Annotated in this window: 16 protein-coding genes; 4 read left to right on the forward strand and 12 right to left on the reverse strand. The window is 51.1% G+C overall.

Annotated features, from left to right (window positions below; all coding sequences use genetic code 11):
• The 8 genes from ACYSNS_RS13605 to ACYSNS_RS13640 all read right to left on the reverse strand — a co-directional run.
• Positions 1 to 1019, reverse strand: a 1019-nt coding sequence (locus ACYSNS_RS13605; RefSeq protein ID WP_461723717.1) for an NAD(P)/FAD-dependent oxidoreductase, incomplete at its 3' end; no start/stop codon positions are given.
• Positions 1019 to 1951: an electron transfer flavoprotein subunit alpha/FixB family protein gene (locus ACYSNS_RS13610; protein WP_461723718.1), complete on the reverse strand. Its 933-nt coding sequence runs from the start codon at positions 1949 to 1951 to the stop codon at positions 1019 to 1021. The genes ACYSNS_RS13605 and ACYSNS_RS13610, both read right to left, overlap by 1 nt.
• Positions 1952 to 1969: 18 nt before the next feature.
• The gene (locus ACYSNS_RS13615) at positions 1970 to 2716 is read right to left on the reverse strand and encodes an electron transfer flavoprotein subunit beta/FixA family protein (protein ID WP_461723719.1); all 747 of its coding nucleotides are present in this window, start codon (positions 2714 to 2716) and stop codon (positions 1970 to 1972) included.
• Between the two features lie 96 nt (positions 2717 to 2812).
• Complete coding sequence (locus ACYSNS_RS13620) at positions 2813 to 3643, reverse strand: HTD2 family dehydratase (RefSeq protein WP_461723720.1); 831 nt, start codon at positions 3641 to 3643, stop codon at positions 2813 to 2815.
• 145 nt (positions 3644 to 3788) lie between these two features.
• Positions 3789 to 4814 carry an ABC transporter substrate-binding protein gene (locus ACYSNS_RS13625; RefSeq protein WP_461723721.1) on the reverse strand — a complete coding sequence of 342 codons (1026 nt, stop codon included), beginning with the start codon at positions 4812 to 4814 and terminating at the stop codon, positions 3789 to 3791.
• A 20-nt stretch (positions 4815 to 4834) separates the two neighbouring features.
• On the reverse strand, positions 4835 to 5620 hold the full coding sequence (locus ACYSNS_RS13630) for an ABC transporter permease (protein ID WP_461723722.1): 786 nt from the start codon (positions 5618 to 5620) through the stop codon (positions 4835 to 4837).
• Positions 5617 to 6459, reverse strand: a complete 843-nt coding sequence (locus tag ACYSNS_RS13635) for an ABC transporter ATP-binding protein (protein ID WP_461723723.1) — start codon at positions 6457 to 6459, stop codon at positions 5617 to 5619. Before ACYSNS_RS13635 ends, ACYSNS_RS13630 begins: the two co-directional genes overlap by 4 nt.
• 44 nt (positions 6460 to 6503) lie before the next feature.
• Positions 6504 to 6791 carry a hypothetical protein gene (locus ACYSNS_RS13640; protein ID WP_461723724.1) on the reverse strand — a complete coding sequence of 96 codons (288 nt, stop codon included), beginning with the start codon at positions 6789 to 6791 and terminating at the stop codon, positions 6504 to 6506.
• Between the two features lie 52 nt (positions 6792 to 6843).
• On the opposite strand from ACYSNS_RS13640, the gene ACYSNS_RS13645 reads away from it, so the two are divergent.
• From ACYSNS_RS13645 to ACYSNS_RS13655, 3 genes are all read left to right on the forward strand, one after another.
• On the forward strand, positions 6844 to 7836 hold the full coding sequence (locus tag ACYSNS_RS13645) for a hypothetical protein (protein WP_461723725.1): 993 nt from the start codon (positions 6844 to 6846) through the stop codon (positions 7834 to 7836).
• Between the two features lie 303 nt (positions 7837 to 8139).
• The gene (locus ACYSNS_RS13650) at positions 8140 to 9060 is read left to right on the forward strand and encodes a sulfite exporter TauE/SafE family protein (RefSeq protein ID WP_461723726.1); all 921 of its coding nucleotides are present in this window, start codon (positions 8140 to 8142) and stop codon (positions 9058 to 9060) included.
• Between the two features lie 3 nt (positions 9061 to 9063).
• On the forward strand, positions 9064 to 9858 hold the full coding sequence (locus ACYSNS_RS13655) for a TIGR02186 family protein (protein WP_461723768.1): 795 nt from the start codon (positions 9064 to 9066) through the stop codon (positions 9856 to 9858).
• Positions 9859 to 10192: 334 nt separating this feature from the next.
• Here ACYSNS_RS13655 and ACYSNS_RS13660 read toward each other — a convergent pair whose 3' ends face one another.
• The 3 genes from ACYSNS_RS13660 to ACYSNS_RS13670 form a co-directional block, all read right to left on the reverse strand.
• Positions 10193 to 11329, reverse strand: a complete 1137-nt coding sequence (locus ACYSNS_RS13660; RefSeq protein WP_461723727.1) for a ceramide glucosyltransferase — start codon at positions 11327 to 11329, stop codon at positions 10193 to 10195.
• Between the two features lie 60 nt (positions 11330 to 11389).
• Positions 11390 to 12088 carry a ligase-associated DNA damage response endonuclease PdeM gene (pdeM, locus tag ACYSNS_RS13665; protein ID WP_461723728.1) on the reverse strand — a complete coding sequence of 233 codons (699 nt, stop codon included), beginning with the start codon at positions 12086 to 12088 and terminating at the stop codon, positions 11390 to 11392.
• Positions 12089 to 12236: 148 nt separating this feature from the next.
• The gene (locus ACYSNS_RS13670) at positions 12237 to 14735 is read right to left on the reverse strand and encodes a ligase-associated DNA damage response DEXH box helicase (RefSeq protein ID WP_461723729.1); all 2499 of its coding nucleotides are present in this window, start codon (positions 14733 to 14735) and stop codon (positions 12237 to 12239) included.
• Between the two features lie 67 nt (positions 14736 to 14802).
• Here ACYSNS_RS13670 and ACYSNS_RS13675 point away from each other — a divergent pair, with 67 nt between their 5' ends.
• Positions 14803 to 15588, forward strand: a complete 786-nt coding sequence (locus ACYSNS_RS13675; RefSeq protein ID WP_461723730.1) for a glycosyltransferase family 25 protein — start codon at positions 14803 to 14805, stop codon at positions 15586 to 15588.
• A 383-nt stretch (positions 15589 to 15971) separates the two neighbouring features.
• Here the strand turns inward: ACYSNS_RS13675 and ACYSNS_RS13680 are convergent, their stop codons facing one another.
• On the reverse strand, positions 15972 to 17225 hold the full coding sequence (locus ACYSNS_RS13680) for a porin (RefSeq protein ID WP_461723731.1): 1254 nt from the start codon (positions 17223 to 17225) through the stop codon (positions 15972 to 15974).
• Positions 17226 to 17318: the final 93 nt, after the last annotated feature.

Consider the following 17318-nt stretch of genomic DNA (forward strand, 5'->3'; position numbering starts at 1 on the left):
CCCTTGATGCGCGGCAGATTGACAAAACCCGCCGAACAGCCAATCAAAGCCCCACCGGCAAAGGTCAGCTTCGGCACAGATTGATAGCCACCCTCGGTAATGGCCCGCGCACCATAGGAAATACGTTTGGCACCGGCAAAGGTCTCGCGAATTGCCGGATGGGTTTTAAATCGCTGGAACTCTTCAAACGGCGACAGATAAGGGTTTTTGTAATTCAGATGGACAACAAAGCCCACCGCCACCTGATTGTCTTCCAGATGATAGAGAAACGAGCCGCCACCGGTGTCATTATCCAGCGGCCAGCCGGATGAGTGCTGCACCAGTCCGGCCTGATGTTTGGTCGGATCAATCTGCCAAAGCTCCTTGATGCCAAGCCCGTATTTTTGCGGCTCGCGGCCTTTATCAAGCCCGAAGCGTTTGATTATCTGTTTGGCAAGGGAACCGCGTGCACCTTCGCCAATCAAGGTGTATTTGCCAAGCAGCTCCATACCGCGCATGTAGTTGGGGCCGTGGCTTCCATCCTTTTCCACTCCCATGTCACCGGTTGCAACACCGATGACTGCCCCCTTGTCATCGTAAAGCACTTCGACAGCGGCAAACCCCGGATAGATCTCGACACCGAGCGCTTCGGCACGGTGGGCAAGAAAGCGGCAGACATTGCCAAGCGATACGATATAGCAGCCATGGTTGGAAAGCATTTTGGGCATCAGGCTGTTGGGCAGACGCTTGGCTTTGGTGGCGGTCAATTGCAGGAAGTGGTCTTCGCGCACTGGTGTTTTAAACGGATGGCTTTCATCGTCACGCCAATCGGGCAACAGGGCATCCATCCCCACCGGATCGACAACGGCACCCGACAGAATATGCGCACCGATTTCGGCGCCTTTTTCAAGCACCACAACCGAGAGATCGGGATGAAGCTGTTTCAAGCGGATCGATGCTGAAAGACCGGCAGGCCCGCCACCCACAATCACAACATCAAACGACATGCTTTCCCGAGGCTCATAACCGCTGCTTTCCATTATGACAGCGCCTTTTGCAGTTGTGGCACGAGCTCGAACAGATCACCGGCAAGTGCATAATCGGCGATTTGCATGATTGGCGCTTCCTCATCCTTGTTGATGGCAACAATCACCTTGGAATCCTTCATGCCGGCAAGATGCTGGATAGCACCGGAAATACCAATGGCTAGATAGAGTTCAGGAGCAACAACCTTGCCGGTTTGCCCGACCTGCCAATCATTGGGGGCATAGCCTGCATCCACCGCAGCACGGCTGGCACCAAGGGCTGCGTTCAACTGCTCTGCAAGCGGCCCCAGAACCGCCATAAATTGCTCTTGCGACCCAAGACCGCGGCCGCCCGATACAATCACCCGTGCCGATGTCAGCTCGGGACGATCATTCTTGGCGTTATTCTCACTCACAAAGCGTGAAAGTGCCGGATCTGCCGCAGGTGTGATCGTCTCAATCAATGCACTGCCACCTTCTCCGACCGCGGCAAATGAAGCGGTACGAACCGTGATCACTTTCTTGGCGTCGTTGGAACGCACCGTCTCAAGCGCATTGCCCGCATAGATCGGACGCTGGAACGTATCGGGCGCAATCACCGCGATGATGTCGGACACCTGCATCACATCAAGCAGGGCGGCAACACGCGGCAAAATATTTTTGCCATTGGTCGTCGCTGCTGCCATCACGACATCATAAGTGGCACTTTGCTGCAGGATTGTGGCCGAGACAGCCTCTGCCAATTGATGTTCGAGATAGTCGGCTTCTGCCAGCAGAACCTTGCGCACACCTGCAAGGCGCGCCGCACTGGCGGCAACCCCTTGGGCCTTGTGGCCGCAGACAAGAATATCGATATCACCACCGATTGCCTGTGCTGCTGAAAGCGCCTTGGCTGTCTGTTCCGACAGAAAGTGGTTGTCATGTTCGGCCAATAATAGAATTGCCATAATTGTCTTCTCCCTGTCTTAAAGAACGCTGGCTTCTTTAAGCTTTGCAACAAGCTCGCTCACATCGCCAACCTTGATGCCACCCTTGCGCCCAGCCGGTTCGTCAACTTTAAGAACGCTTAAATGCGGTGTTCCATCCACACCCAAATCAGCCAGGCTGGTTTCCTCGATCGGCTTTTTCTTGGCCTTCATAATATTGGGAAGGGAGGCATAACGCGGTTCATTCAAGCGCAGATCAACCGTCATCACGGCTGGAAGCTTGATAGACAAGGTTTGCAACCCGCCATCCACTTCACGCGTGATTTCGGCCTCGCCATCGCGCATCTCAAGCTTGGAGGCAAATGTCCCCTGGCCCCAATTGAGCAAAGCGGCTAACATTTGACCTGTCTGGTTACTATCGTCATCAATCGCCTGTTTGCCGAGAAAGACCATGTCGGGCTTTTCTTGTTCCACGACAGCTTTCAGCGCTTTGGCAACCGCCAAAGGTTCCACATTATCGTCGGTTTTGACAAGAATGGCCCGATCTGCACCCATGGCCAAGCCGGTGCGCAAGGTATCCTGTGCCGCCTGCGGGCCAACAGAAACAACCACCACTTCACTCGCCTTGCCGGCCTCTTTCTGGCGCAAAGCCTCCTCCACGGCAATTTCGTCAAACGGGTTCATCGACATCTTGACATTTGTCAGATCAACACCGCTACCGTCCCCCTTAACGCGAACCTTGATGTTATAATCAACAACGCGCTTTATCCCTACCAATATCTTCATCGCGTACCTTTTTTATAAAATTGGTTTATGTTGTTTTTCTTATGCAGACTAGAACCGGAACCCGGCAAGGTCAATCGCTATTCCACTGCAAAAAGTTCAGCTATTTAAACGGAAAACCACATCGCAAGACTGGGCGACGCCGTTTTCATTGCCGACCCAAAGTTCGGCGGTTCCTTCGCCCGTTAAACGACCGGCCGCGTCGAATTGGTCTGGAATGATCATCGGTCTTTGGCTGCGGAAAGCGAAGGCTGTGAGCGAAGCTGTCGGGTTTGCCTGTTGGAATGCATTCAATGCAAGCGTTGCCAATAATTGTCCTTGCACAACGATGTTGGGGTAGCCCTCTTTTTGCGTCACATAGGGATAATCATAATGAATGCGATGGGCATTGAACGTGACAGCCGAATAGCGGAAAAGCAAAGCCGTGTCCGGTTGATGGCGTTGCGACCATTCTGGCAAAGGGCAGGGTGTGGTTGCTGCCAGTTTAGGCTTGGAAGGCTCGCGATAAACGATATCCTGTTGCTCGACGATGCAGCTTGCACCGTCCTGCATATAATGGTGTTCGACGGTCACAAACAATAAAGCACCGGTACGACCTTGTTTTTCAACCACATTGCGGATGGTCGAGATACGTTGCGCCGGCATACCAATCAAAAGTGGTTTATGGAAATCAAGCCGCCCACCTGCCCACATGCGGTTGCGGTTGTCCACTGGCGGCATGAAACCGCCGCGCGCCGGATGCCCGTCTTCTCCCAAACCATGATGGGCGGCGGCGGGCTGAAAATACATCCAATGCCATAAAGGGGGCAGGGGGCTTTCCGGGGCTGGAATGCCTGCATTCAGTGTTGCGGCCATGCGTTTGACCAGCCCGTAATCAATGACGTCTTCACAGGTGTCTTGCCGCCCGATCCAATCTTCCGCCGTTGCCATGCTTCCCTCCCTTGCGTGGTCAAATATCATGCTGACGCATTATCGTATATTTGACCAGTCTTTATCTGTTTTGAATACTGCACAATAATCCATATGCAAACAAAAAAAGCGCCGCAAGACGGCGCTTTTTAAAGGCTAGGTATAACTACTTCTGTTCGAGTGCTTTTTTCACAAAGCGGTCGTCAAATGTTTTCGATAGATCGACATTGGCGTCCATCACCTGCTTGTCGTAGGATAAAAGCTTCATCGCGGCTTCCTGACTGGCGGCCGTGATCACGCCATCCACCGAGTAAGTGGGGAGCGAGTTTTTGACCGCTTCAAGATAGACTGCACGATTATTGCCGACATATTCAGGCGGCACGGCATTCGCAACATCTTCCGGCGTGGCCTTTTGCAGCCATTGCAGGGCTTTCTCGAATGCGTTCGTCAGATGCTGGACAGTATTGGGGTTTTTATCGATGAAGTCTTTTTTGGTATAAAGAACCGCCGATGACATCGTCGGCACGCCAAAGACCTTCATCATGTCGGCTTCTGTCCGGGTATCAATCAGCACGAAAATATCTTTGTCATGCATCAATGTCGAGATGACAGGATCAAGATTGGCCATAGCATCAATTTCGCCACGTTTCATGGCTGCGACCGCGGTTGCGCCGCCACCGGTGCCGATAATTGATACCTCATCCGGCTTTACGCCATCCTGTTCCAACAGGTAGTTGACAAAATTATTGGTTGAAGACCCCGGTGCCGTGACACCGATTTTCATGCCTTTGAGGTCGCCCGGCTTTTTGACCTTGTCTTTCAGGTCTGCCCGTACCGCCAAAACAATGGCAGGATAACGCCCAAGCTCAATGACGGCGCGGACATCCTGTCCTTTGCTCTGCATACGAATGACCTGTTCATAAGCGCCGGTTGTCACATCGGCAGAACCACCAATCAACGCCTGCAGCGATTGAGAGCCGCCTTTGAGGTCGACAACTTTGACATTCAGGCCTTCTTCTTTGAAGAATCCTTTGTGCTCGGCTATTGCCAAGGGCAGATAGTAAAAAAGCGATGCCCCGCCAACGCTTAAAGTGATGTCGGTTTTTTCGGGTGCATCTTGTGCTTTTACCAAACCGGTCATGCACATGACAGCAACACAGGCAGATACTGCCAGACGGATAAACATATTCATGACGAAACTCCCTAAAGCTTTTATTGTCCTTTTGGCTTTGCGCGCCATACGAGCAGTCTGTTTTCAATCCATGTGACAAAGATATCGATGAGAATGACGAATATTGTCAGGATCAACATGCCGGAGAAAACACCGGTGACATCAAACACACCCTCGGCTTGCGAAATGCGATAGCCAAGACCGGCCGATGAGCCGAGATATTCGCCCACAACCGCCCCCACCATGGCAAAACCCACCGAAGTGTGCAGCGACGAAAACACCCATGTCATGGCCGAAGGCAGATAGACATGGCGCAAAAGCTGGCGGTCATTCATCCCGATCATGCGGGCATTGGCCAACACCGTCGGGCTGACTTCCTTGACGCCTTGATAGACGTTGAAAAACACCACAAAGAACACCAGCGTGAAGCCAAGCGCCACCTTTGACCAGATACCAAGCCCGAACCAAAGTGCGAATATCGGTGCCAGCACCACACGCGGCAGAGCGTTGGCCGCTTTGATATAGGGGTCGAAAACAGCAGCCACCATTTCGCGGCGCGCAAACCAGAACCCCAGAAGAATGCCACCACCGGCACCAATGACGAAGGCCAGAATGGTTTCAAGTAAAGTGATCCATAAGTGATACCAAACGGTTCCGCTCATGAAATCTGCACCGATACGCTGGAAAATATCGAGCGGTGTGGAGAAGAAAAATGGCGGCATCAGCGGTTTGCCGTCGAAAACCGGAACGGTTGTCGCCAGTTCCCATGCCGCAAAAAAGATAACCGCAACCGAAATTTGCAAGATCAGAATGGTTGAACGTTTCATGACTGGTCTTCCTGTTGATAGGCCAGCAGGACCTCTTCCTTGAGCTGGTCCCACAAAGCGCGATGGATTTCGGCAAATTCGGGTGTATGGCGAATTTCCTGTATCTCGCGCGGGCGCGGCAGATTGATTATATGGTCGCCTTTGATATGCGAGGCCGGCCCCGCCGACATGATGATGACACGATCGGCAAGGGTGATGGCCTCTTCAAGATCGTGGGTGACAAACATTACCGCCTTGCGGTCTTCCGACCACAGATCAAGCAACATATCGCCCATTAGCACGCGTGTCTGGGCATCAAGCGGCCCGAAGGGTTCATCCATTAAAATCAGCTTGGGGTTGAGCATGAGCACTTGTGCCAGCCCGACGCGTTTGCGCTGGCCACCTGAAAGCTGATGGGGGTAGCGATGGCCGAAGGCATGAAGTCCCACCCGTGTGAGCCAGCTTTGGGCTTGTTGTAGGGCGTCCTGTCTTGCGACACCGCGGATTTCCAGCCCGATGGCGACATTATCCAGCGCGGTTTTCCATGGCATCAGGGAATCTGCCTGAAACAGATAGCCTGCCTGCCGGTTGATGCCGGAAAGCGGCTGGCCGAAAATCTCGCAACTGCCAGCGGCGGGTTGCAAAAGTCCTGCTGCCACATTCAACAATGTCGACTTGCCGCAACCTGTCGGCCCGACAATTGCCAGAAACTGGCCGGCCGGCACATCCAGATCGACCTTGTCAACCGCGGTGAATGTATCAAAGGCCACCTTCGTCCCTTTGAAACGGACTGCCGGGTAACGGCCTGTCGTGGGCGCGTCTTCCGCCGCGATGGTTTTGTTATCTAATGTTTCAGACATTCGAAATTCCAGACTGCGATTTGAGCAAGGGCGCGCATAACCCTTCATTCAAGGGTTTCTTTGGCATACTGCGCGGGGAGATAAAAGAGTAAAATGTCGCAAATATCCAAGATCGTGATGTTTTTAAAAAGCTTAAGCATGAGCAACGCAATAATATTTCGTGGAAGGTGGATTGGTTCGGGATCAATCATTGGGAAAAAGATCCTTATAAAACAATCTGTTACAGTGGTTAAATCTAAATTTACCAAAACCGGCGATAACAGTGTTTGTGTAAAAGCGTAGCAATGATCGGCTGTTCGGTGATTGCCAACGTTGATGCCATGCATGGCCATGGCAGTGTGTGCTTGTGTTAAGTGTATCGTTTAGAGTAAAAGGCCGAAAACAGTGAATACAAACCGTCTTTCGAGGTTACCGGTCGCACCGGATGGCAACCATGGTGCAATCCATACCGAGCCAATGTCGCCCATGCGGCAACCCACACTTTCCGATATTGCTGACCGTTTGCGCCGTGTTCATAATGAGATGAAGAAGAAAGCACCGGTATCGCAGAACCGCGAGACTATGTCGGTGCATCAGCCGAATGCGGTTGACATTCACCAGCATCTCAACGAGATTAGCCGTGCTTTGCTTGCCGAGCATTATGCCCGCCGCTCATCGCAGCAACAATTGCACAGTCGGCTTGCCGGGATAGAAAAAGCGTTGAAAGCGCAAGCGCAAAACGGTTTCATATCGGCTGAGAGCTTTCAGACGATCGTCAATGCGGCGGCAGCGCAAATACAAGAAGACATGAAGCAGGAATTGGCCTTGCAGGCAAAAAAGCTCATGACTGAAAATCAGAAAAACAATCAAGAGGTCTTGCGTCAATTGCGCGAAGCCACAGCGGTAGCGCGGTTTTCACCGCAGCTTGCAGCGCTTGAACGTCAAATGGCCGATATCCAATGCAAGTTGGAAAAAGGTGACGGTGATACGATCAGCGATACCCCAATCCAGCATGCAGAACTATCGTTGAAAACGACATTGGCTGCTGATGATGTTAAGCAACCGGTTTCATCGCCGCAAAATGCTGTTTTGCGGCAATTGGCGGAAAGTCCGCTTGTTGCGGGCAAACCGGCAGAAATGACACTGCAAGAGGGTGAAGAGCAGCCAAAAGATGCGTCATCAACTGCGTTTGATGCGGTAAAATCAGCGGAATTGATAGCGCAGGCGCGTTCGGCCAACCGTCAAACGCCGACAAGCTTTGCTCAATCGCGTGTGAAAGATTATGACATTGCCAAAAAGCTGACCCGTTACACCGCAATTGCTTTGATGTTAACGCTGAGCTATGGCCTCTATCTTCAGGTGGGCGCTGGCGGTACACTTTTTTCGTTTTTACGATAAGAGTGGTCGCTTGTCGTTGATCTGACGATAATTCGAGCAATTCCAACAAAAGTTGGATCAGCTTTTGTGTAAGGAAAATGCAATACAACGAAGAGTTAAAGTGAATTCATGCCTCAATGAAAAACGGATTTAATCTAACACAGGATGCTGGATATTTATTGGCAATGAGCTCCTATAAACGGCATCAAGGACGGATTGCTTCAATGGTTTTTGAAGCAGAGGATGGTGCAACATATGCGGCAGGCACGCATAGGGACAGATTAACAGGTTATAAGCCCGGTCATGGCTTAGCAGGTGAAAGATGTGAGTATTTATCTGCCGATTGCTGAAATGTCGCTCAACATGCTGATTTTGATTGGCATGGGTGCCGGTGTTGGCTTCCTTTCCGGATTGTTTGGCGTTGGCGGTGGCTTTCTGATTACGCCGCTTCTTATCTTTTATAACATTCCGCCGGCTATCGCTGTAGGTACGGGTGCCAATCAGGTTATTGCATCGTCGGTCACCGGCGCGCTGACCCATTTCAAGAGACGCACACTGGACATCAAGCTGGGTGTGCTTCTTGTTATCGGCGGTCTGGTCGGCTCGTTTCTTGGAATCCAGCTTTTTTCCCTGTTACGGCAATTGGGTCAGCTCGATCTCATTATCTCGCTTCTCTATGTTATCCTTCTTGGCGGAGTTGGCGGCTTGATGGCGGTTGAAAGCTGGCGGGCGATTATGCGCACCCGTAGTGGAAAGTCGGTCAATATCCGCCGTCCCGGTCAACATATCTGGATCCACCGGCTGCCATTGAAAATGCGTTTCCGCGCATCGATGATTTATGTCAGCATTATCCCTGTTCTGGTTATTGGCTTTATCATCGGTCTGCTTTCGTCCATCATGGGCGTTGGCGGCGGCTTCATCATGGTGCCGGCTCTTATCTATCTTTTGCGTGTACCAACCAATGTGGTTGTCGGAACATCGCTGTTCCAGATCACATTTGTCACCGCCTTTACCACTGTCTTGCAAAGCATGACCAACCAATCGGTGGACATTGTATTGGCCTTTCTTTTGATGTTGGGCGGCGTCATCGGTGCACAATATGGCACACGGGCCGGACGGAAATTAAAGGCTGAACAATTGCGTATGCTACTGGCGCTTCTTGTTTTGGCGGTCTGTGCGCGCTTGGCCTATCAGCTGTTTGTGCGGCCTGATGATCTGTTTTCTCTGACCCTGATTGGCGGTTAGATGATGAAGGCACTTTATCAGGCAATAATGGTTTTCCTGGGTCTTGTAAGCATGATGTCTGCAGCATATGCGCAAACAATGGACATCGCCCAGCCGGGCGAAAATATGCAAATCATTGTGACAACCAGTTCGATCACCATTGATACCAATTTTGCCGGTCGTGATGTTTACATCGCCGGTGTTCTTGAAAATGCCGATCCGCTTTTGCGCCGTCAGGGGCGTTATGACATTATCGTTGTCATGGAAGGGCCAATCCGTTCCATGATCATGCGCGAGAAAAAGCGGACTGCCGGTGTTTGGGTAAATGCCGAAGCGCTGACATTTAAAAATGTTCCGCTATCCTACGCGATGGCGACAACGCGTGAGATCCGCGACATAACCAGTGCAGCCAATTATAAACGTTTGGGGTTGGGGCTGGATTATTTGCCTTTGCGTGCCGACGATACCGATGATGCCAAGATCAAAGTCTTTCGGGATGAATTGATAGCGTTGAAAAGCGCGCAACACCTTTATAGCGAAAATGTTGGTGCGGTCACATTCGGTTCCGCATCTTTGTTTACCGCACGGTTCCGATTGCCGGCCAATGTGCCTGTCGGGCACCATAGGGTTCATGCCTATCTATTCCGTGATGGCGAATTTATCCAGACGGTGACAACCGAACTGGAGATCGTCAAAGCCCATATCGCCTACACGATCTTTCGTGCCGCTCATGTTCATAGTTTCTGGTATGGGCTGATAGCGGTTCTGGTTGCTATTGCCACCGGCTTTTTCGGGCGATTGGTGTTCCGCAAGGACTAGGTCCTGACCCTAGTCCGCAATGAAAAGTTAGATTGTCACCGCGGACTAGAGCAATTCCACAAAAATGTGAAGCGCATCGGCAGGAGAATTGAATCACTGGTCAATCCTTTATCCTGCTCCTATCGCATGACAATTTCGGTAAAACAAAGGGTAGAGCAGATCTACGACCCAACGAAAGATGGATAGGCTCTGGAGCAAATCTTCTTTTTGTTGGGGCATGGATTTGCTCCAGATTTTTTATTTGTCGCATTGTCCAACGAAAAAGCTGATTCAACTTTTTCTGGAAATGCTCTAGCTGCTGACCCTCAGCGGAAAAGCCCGGATGACCTCACGCTCACTTTTTGCCAATATCCACCTTGTGACCCTGCCACTGGTAGCCGCCCTTTGTAAAAGCCGACAACCACAATAGGGGTAAGGCAAGGTCGCGCATGATTTGCGCCACCGCTTGGCGGAATGAAAATGGCCATCCAACAACCGAAGTGACAAGAAATTCGGTGAGATACCAGATGATAAAATACCATAGCATCAACGAAAAAGACGCCGCGCCAAGAAGGCAGGCAAAAAACAGACAAATTGCCGGAAAAACAGCACCGGAAAGAATTTCCATATAAAAGAAAGCGGGAAAGGAATCGCGACGCAATTTGGCCCAGCGGACTTGACGCTTCCATACGGATTTCCAGTCCTTTTTTCCTAAGGGTTGGCCAAATGGCATCGCTGATAGGCGTACTTTCAACCCTTGGTCACGGATAACCTTGGTTGAAGCCGCATCTTCTGCCAATTCACATGCCAAGGCCTCAATCCCGCCTGCCTTGTTGAGAATGTCACGATACCAGAATAAGGTTTTGCCTTGGGCAAAACCATTGCCGATTGTATCCGATGTCAGCTGCCAGCGTGCCTGATAGGAATTCAGGAAAGCGGCTTCAAGATCGGCTGGCAGATTATCCGGCTCGGAGCCCAAAGGTGGCGATGCAACAAGACCGGTATGTTTGGTCCAGCGGGAAAACAGTTCTGCAAGGTAGTTTTTCGGCATCAGGACGTTGCTGTCGGTCATGACAATCCAAGGATATTTTGCCGCTTTCCAACCTTTGACAAGATTGTTCAGCTTTGGATTGTCACTGATCACATCATTGCCAATGAGCAAAGACGCCTCAATATCGGGATAACGCGCCATCAGTTTTTCGACGAGCGGGATCACCGGATCGCTATCCTTGGACACGCAAAAAATGATTTCATATTTCGGGTGGTCAAGTTCAAAGCCCGATGCCAAAGTGCGTTCCAGATTGTTTTCAAGACCGGAAACCGGACGCAGGATTGTCACGGCTTGGTCATGCCCGTCGCCCAACGGGCTTTTGGGTTTCCAATAACTGCGCAGCAAAACAACGGCAAAGGTAAAGAGGTGCAAAGCAAGGCATATGCCCGCAAGCCAGAGCAACAATGTAGCCAATAGTGTCAATGCTTCAAACCTTTGCAACTGCGACAATCATGTCGCGACAATATCACAGGGCTTCTTCCTTACAACGTTATGCAGAAATTATCCCGCAAAAAATGCAGTTTTGTGCACCGGATAAACACAGCCTTCGCCAAGCAGGCAGGCGATGAGGGCCGATGGATCAAAAAGGGTCTGGAAGGCTTTATGGGATAATTCCAGCCCGCCGCTATAGGCGCCGAAGGCAGGCAGGATCATTCTTTGCCGGTCGCTGGCAAAACAAAACCGTCGAACAGCCATGCCGCGCCGGACAATCCGCGCCGCGGGGTGGAGATGCCCTGCTATTTCACCACAAAATGGCTGGCGGGAAGGTTCATGACGAAATGTAAGCGGGCCGATTGTCATTTCATAAGCCCAGTCACCGGCGAAGCTCGTTTGTGTATCGTCATGATTGCCGGCAATCCATATCATCTGCCGATTGTCGATAATACTGGTAATAAGAGCGACATTGTCGGAAGACAGGCGCGACGACGCATCATTGTCGTGAAAGCTGTCGCCAAGCGAAATGATGGTTTTTGGCTGGTAACGCTTAACAACCGCTGCAAGACGCTGCAAAGTACGTTGACTGTCATAGGGTGGCAAAAGCTGACCGCGTCTGGCAAAGGACGATGACTTTTCCAAATGCAAATCGGAAACGACAAGCAGCTTTTCGGCAGGCCAATATAACACTCCGCTATGGTCGCAGACGAGTTCCGCACCATTGACCGAAATCGTAAAGCTTTCCAACCCTGCTTTATGCTTCAAACAACTTCACCATATTCAATCGCCTCATACATGCCATGATTCATCAAGCTCACACGACATGCATGAATTGTCTGTTCCAACGCGTGTTTTTAACGCGAAACCGGCTTCCACTTTTCACAACACGCTATAACCCACTATGCGCAATCCGCTATAAAATTGTGCGGATCAACGCGTCCGCAGCATCCGCCAGAACATGATCCTGCGCGCTGCCCGGGATCATCTCCTTGCCGATTTCAAGCATCACAGGTAGCGCCAATGGCGACATTCTGTCCGTCGATTGATGGACAATGTGATTCTTGATCCGGGCAAGCATATCACCAAGCCGCTTAATGTCCAAAAGACCTTGCGCGGCATCCTGACGTGTCGCCTGAAGCAAAATATGATTGGGTTCATGGGCACGCAAAACGTCAAAAATAAGGTCGGTCGATACGGTAACTTGCCGGCCGGTCTTTTCCTTGCCGGGATGACGCCGCTCGATAAGCCCTGCGATCATCGCGCAATTGCGGAATGAGCGCTTGAGAAGGTAGCTTTCATCAAGCCACGCTTCAAGGTCATCTCCAAGCATATCTTCGTTGAAAAGCTCCGCCAAAGAGAGGCGTCCGCGACGGATATTCGCACCCATATCTTCCAGCCCCCAGAGACCGATGGAATAGTCGGTGGCGACAAAGCCGACGGGATGCTGTCCTGCGCGCTCGAGCCTGCGCGTCAGCAACATTCCGAGTGTCTGGTGGGCAAGCCTGCCTTCAAAGGGATAGGCAACAAGAAAGGAGCGATCCTTTTCATTGAAGGTTTCAACCAGCAACTCGTTTTGTCGCGGCAGGCGGGATTGTATTTTCTGCTGTTCGAGCCAGTTTTTTACCTGCATCGGCAGCACCGACCAGCGACGGGGGTCGGCAAGCATCGCTCTGACCTCGGCTGCCAGATAGGTCGACAGCGGAAATTTCCCTCCCATATAGGCGGGCACGCGCGCTTCGATCTTTGGTGATCGGCTGACGTAGCATTCATTTTCACGAATTGTCTCGAAACATAAAACATGGCCTCCGAAGATAAACGTATCTCCTTGGGTCAGGCTTTCCACGAAATTCTCTTCGATGCGGCCAAGCATGCGGCCGCCTTGCGCCGAGCGCGCGCGGCCAGATTTCACCAACCTTACATTAAGTTCCGCTGCTTCGATGATTGTGCCCATGTTCAATCTGTATTGCTGTGCAATCCGCGGGTTGCTCACCCGCCAAAGTCCGTCTTTTGTGCGTCGGATTTTGGCGTATTGCTCATAGGCTCTTAAAGCATAGCCGCCCGTGGCAACAAAATTCAATGCCTGGTCAAATATCGCGCGATCCAGATGGCTATAGGGTTCTGCCTGCCTGACTTCTTCATAAAGTGCATTTTCATCAAATGGGCCGGAGCAAGCCATGCCCAGAATATGCTGTGCGAGCACATCAATGGCACCTTCACTCAATGGCGGGCTGTCCTGCGTGCCGGTGTAATTGGCATTCAACGCAGCCTGGCATTCAAGCACCTCGAAACAGTTTGCCGGCACAAGCACCGCATGGCTAGGCTCATCCATGCGGTGGTTGGCGCGCCCGATACGCTGGGCAAGGCGGCTTGCGCCTTTGGGGGCTCCGACATGGATAACCAGATCAATGTCGCCCCAATCAATACCCAGATCAAGCGTCGATGTTGCCACAACTGCGCGCAGGACATTGCGCGCCATTGCCTCTTCCACCTTGCGCCTTTGGCCGACATCAAGCGAGCCATGATGAAGTGCAATGGGAAGGCTTTCCTCATTGATGCGCCAGAGCTCCTGAAAAAGCATTTCCGCCTGCGAGCGTGTATTGACAAAAATCAGGGTGGTGCGCGCTTTTTTGATTGTATCAAGAATATCGCCAATGGCGTATCGGGCAGAGTGTCCAGCCCAAGGAATACGTTCTTGTGTCGCCAATATGCTGATTTCGGCTTTCGCCCCCCCTTCAACGGTTACCAAACCAGCCATTGGCCGGTTTTCATCCTGCGCAACAAGCCATCGCCGGAGACCATCAGGATCAGCCACAGTTGCCGAAAGACCAATGGTCTTCAGACATGGCCGCAATTTGCGCAGACGCGCGAGTGCGAGGCTTAGAAGCTGTCCGCGTTTTGACGTGACAAGTGCATGAAGTTCGTCAAAAATAACCGTATCGAGTGATTGAAAGAAACGCTCCGCTTCGCTGGAGGCGAGGATGAGTGATAATTGCTCCGGTGTCGTCAACAAAATATCGGGCGGAGCCATTTTCTGGCGCTGTCTTTTATGTTGCGGTGTATCGCCGGTGCGTGTTTCAATGGAAACCGCCAAGCCCATTTCGGCAATAGGGGCTGTCAGGTTGCGATGAATGTCTTCTGCCAATGCCTTGAGTGGCGAGATATAAAGGGTGTGCAGTCCGGCTTCGCGGCTCTTTTCTGAAATATCCACCAGTGAGGGCAAAAAACCTGCCAATGTTTTACCTGCGCCCGTCGGAGCAATCAAAAGTGTAGATTGCCCATCTTGGGCCCGTTCGAGCAATGCCAATTGGTGGGGTCTTGGCTGCCAGCCTTTTTTGTCGAACCAATGCAAAAAGCGGCTTGGCAAAATCAAGCTGTCCGGTTTTTGCTGCAAAGGGCATTGATCACTGTTCATAAAACCTATCTAATAGCGCTCTAAGCATTCGCCAAGAGCACTGTAAGCGTGAGTGATTGAAAAGACCATGAAGTTATATGTGATCAATCTTGATCGTTCGCCCGAGCGGCTACAACGTTTGCGCGATGTTTTCTCAGCTATGGGTCTGTCATTCCAACGGGTGGTTGCTGTCGACGGTAAAAACCTCGATGATGCTTTCTTGCAGGATATGGCGCAAGGGCAGCTTTGGCAGCAACCTTTGACGCGCGGCGAGATTGCCTGTTTCCTCAGTCATAAAAGCGCACTGCAAATGGTGGCTGAAGGGGATGACGATTATGGCGCGATCTTCGAGGATGACGTAGCGTTTTCAGAAACGGCAGCGTCGTTTCTCTCTTCTTGCGAATGGATCCCAAAGGGTGGAGACATCATCAAACTGGAAACCCATGGTAAAAAGGTTTGGCTCGGTCCCCCGCAAGCATGCGGGCATGGCTTTTCCGTTGCCCGTTTGAAGAGCCGACATATTATGGCTGCCGCCTATATCGTATCAAAAACGGCAGCACGAAAGCTGCTTGCCGATATGGATCGTGTCAGTGCACCATTCGATCATTTTTTGTTTAATCCGACCTATGGAATTTTTGCGAAGTTCGAAATCTGGCAGCTCGATCCTGCTATTGTGGTGCAGGCAGGCTTGCAGAGCACTTTAGAGACAGACCGCTCGTCATTGGAAAAACAAAAAAAGCAGAAGCGCAAGGTGTTGCAAACCATCTGCCGCGAAGTCAAGCGGATATTTTCCCGCACAAAAACCGGCATTTGGGGAATTTACATCAATGTTTTTACACGTGACCAGTGGAAGCGTGTTCGACACGATCAATAAAACCAGTGTGAAAACATGCTGGCGATTTTAAAATTTTTGCGCCAACCTTTTCAGGGCCATGCCAAAATTGTCCTGTCTGGCAATGCTGTTGGTCCAGGTCCTGACCCTAATATGTATCCCGCGTTTTCCGGAGCTGACCTTTGAATTGAACAAATTTGCCTATAAAGCAATCATTCCCCAATGCATATCTTGGTTTATTGTATTCACATGACATGCATCAGGTATTTGTTTTACCGCGTGTTCCACCGCGAAAACCGGTCGCCACTTTTCGCTAAACGCATCAAGTTTTACCGCACCAGTGCGTGCACAGGTAAATAAAAAGGCCGGAGAAGATTTTCTCCGGCCTTTCTTTTGTTTGCAACAGTTTGCAATTTTGCTTCGTCTTAGAACGAACGCTGCAAGCGCACCATGCCTTGAAAAGCGTCTTTGCCTTTCATGCTGGACTGGTACACCGTCGTACCGGCATCGTTGCGGACCTTGTAATCGTCATCCCATGACACATAGGTCAATTCCGGCGTGATCGTCAGGCCTGGTACCAGATCGTACTTGATGTTGACCGATGCAGCAAATGTGCTTGTGTCATCATAAGAGAGCTGGGTGTTGAACGATGCTTTTTTGGTGAATTTGTAGGTGGCGCCACCCCAAACAGACCAATCACCACCCCAGTCACCATAATTGGTCTGGATCAGGCGATAGACACCGCGACGTGTGATGCCGTTTTCCGTCTTGGATGCAGAGCGTGTGCCATCCGGCAGACGATAGGCCGTGCTGTCGCTTGCATAATAATCATCGACAGATTTATAGCCACCCATGACCCATACCGAGAACTGGTCTGTTACATTGAGGTCAAGACGGACTTTACCTGCCCATTCTTCATTATAGGCATCATAAGCACCCACTGCCGAGATTTTGCCCCAGCCTTGGGCATATTTCAAACCCATAAGGATATTGGGTGTGTAGTCGTCAATGCCGGATGAAAGAACTTTTGTATGTGCGCTGATGCCACCCAGATCGTTCCGGTAATAGTCATAACCGGTTTTACCGTCATCACCGGCATTGTTGCCCTGCTCAACGCCAAGGATGGCTGAAAAACCGGAACCATTGTTGAATGTATAGGAAATAACATTGGTACGCTGTGTGTTCATCGGATTGACCACATCGTCATTCAGGACATTGCCGTAATAGCCTGTCCAGTGGCTGAAGATGGATTCGTCAAGACCAACACGAAGGCCGCCCAATTCGATATAGCCGAAACGCAACTGGCCGTCGGCTGTATCGGAACCGTCATCCCATTGCGAACGCAGCTCGATGAAGGTGCGCAAAGTGCCCAATTCTGTTTCAGAAGCTGTGTGGAAGCGCAACGTGGCACGTGTCCGCCAACGATAGGTGTCTTGATCAACATCACCTGCTTTACGTGCATCGGCCTTGTCGCCTGCCTTGATGTCGGCGCGGACGTAGCCGGAAAGACGCATACAGGTTTCTGTACCGGGAATATAGAAGTAACCTGCGCCATAAGCATCGCAAACGCGAACATATTCAACAGGTTCAGGTTCTGCAACAACCACATCGGCAGCCTTTGCAGTTGTTATTGTCATTAACGCCGCAGCAGATGCTAAAAGCACTGTTTTGAAACGCATAAGATATCTCCAGCCATTTTTCGGTTCATTATCTTTTGTGCTGAGATCTCGACCGATATTTCGGGCGAGTTCTGCACTTCGGTTATTCTTGAA

The organism is Bartonella sp. LJL80, from assembly GCF_054871565.1.

Coding starts and splice junctions, on each gene's coding strand:
- ACYSNS_RS13610 (WP_461723718.1), bottom strand. CDS start 1,951: ATGGCAATTCTATTATTGGCCGAACATGACAACCACTTTCTGTCGGAA.
- ACYSNS_RS13615 (WP_461723719.1), bottom strand. CDS start 2,716: ATGAAGATATTGGTAGGGATAAAGCGCGTTGTTGATTATAACATCAAG.
- ACYSNS_RS13620 (WP_461723720.1), bottom strand. CDS start 3,643: ATGGCAACGGCGGAAGATTGGATCGGGCGGCAAGACACCTGTGAAGAC.
- ACYSNS_RS13625 (WP_461723721.1), bottom strand. CDS start 4,814: ATGAATATGTTTATCCGTCTGGCAGTATCTGCCTGTGTTGCTGTCATG.
- ACYSNS_RS13630 (WP_461723722.1), bottom strand. CDS start 5,620: ATGAAACGTTCAACCATTCTGATCTTGCAAATTTCGGTTGCGGTTATC.
- ACYSNS_RS13635 (WP_461723723.1), bottom strand. CDS start 6,459: ATGTCTGAAACATTAGATAACAAAACCATCGCGGCGGAAGACGCGCCC.
- ACYSNS_RS13640 (WP_461723724.1), bottom strand. CDS start 6,791: ATGGCCATGCATGGCATCAACGTTGGCAATCACCGAACAGCCGATCAT.
- ACYSNS_RS13655 (WP_461723768.1), top strand. CDS start 9,064: ATGAAGGCACTTTATCAGGCAATAATGGTTTTCCTGGGTCTTGTAAGC.
- ACYSNS_RS13670 (WP_461723729.1), bottom strand. CDS start 14,735: ATGAACAGTGATCAATGCCCTTTGCAGCAAAAACCGGACAGCTTGATT.
- ACYSNS_RS13675 (WP_461723730.1), top strand. CDS start 14,803: ATGAAGTTATATGTGATCAATCTTGATCGTTCGCCCGAGCGGCTACAA.
- ACYSNS_RS13680 (WP_461723731.1), bottom strand. CDS start 17,225: ATGCGTTTCAAAACAGTGCTTTTAGCATCTGCTGCGGCGTTAATGACA.